Annotated in this window: 1 protein-coding gene and 1 pseudogene; both read left to right on the top strand. The window is 41.6% G+C overall.

Annotated features, from left to right (window positions below):
- Nucleotides 1-189 (top strand): annotated as a pseudogene (locus H5201_RS22535) (IS21 family transposase); the annotation flags it as partial.
- Between the two features lie 11 nt (nucleotides 190-200).
- A partial coding sequence (locus H5201_RS22530; RefSeq protein ID WP_182785460.1) for an ATP-binding protein occupies nucleotides 201-745 on the top strand: 545 nt, incomplete at its 3' end.

Raw genomic sequence — 745 nt, 5'->3', positions numbered from 1 at the left:
AAAATCTATTCAAAAGAGCGGCTTGAGCAAGCGTGTTATCGCGCGATCATAATGAATACGACCACACTTAAATCAATAAAGCAGATGCTGAAGAAAGGGTTGGATCAACAACCGTTACCCACACAGCAAACAGAGCCAGAAAAGCCAATTACACATAGCAACATACGCGGCACACAGTATTACCATTAAGGAAATGAATCATGATAGACACCATTAACCAGCAACTTCAACTACTCAAGTTATCGGGTATAAAGCAAGCACTCAAGCAGCAGCTTGAACAGCCAAATTTATATCAAGAGCAAAGCTTTATAGAGCGCATCAGTTTATTGCTAACACATGAAATTGACACGCGTGAGCAAAGAAAAATCGACCGGTTCGTGCGACATGCTAAATTCCGCTTACCGGCTCAGTTAAATCAACTGATTTACTCGCCGACACGTAATATAGAAAAAGCACAGATACGTAACTTAAGCCAAAATAGCTGGTTGAACTTACACCAAAATATCTTAATCACTGGGGCAACAGGCTGTGGAAAAACATACCTCGCATGTGCCTTAGGGCATGAGCACTGCCTACAAGGAAAAAGTGTTTACTATATTCGATTAAAAGAACTACTCGAAAGCCTGTTTCTAGCACAAGCAGATGGTAGTTACCGAAAATTACTAGCGAAGCTAATAAAGTATGATCTACTGATCTTAGACGACTGGGGGCTTGAACCACTGAGTGCGCAGCAACGAGGTGACTT

Origin of the sequence: Pseudoalteromonas sp. SG43-6 (genome assembly GCF_014164365.1) — a bacterium.
GTDB classification, from domain to species: Bacteria; Pseudomonadota; Gammaproteobacteria; order Enterobacterales; family Alteromonadaceae; genus Pseudoalteromonas; species Pseudoalteromonas rhizosphaerae.
The sequence above is the reverse complement of the archived record's forward strand: the minus strand, read 5'-3'. Positions and strand labels throughout refer to the sequence as shown.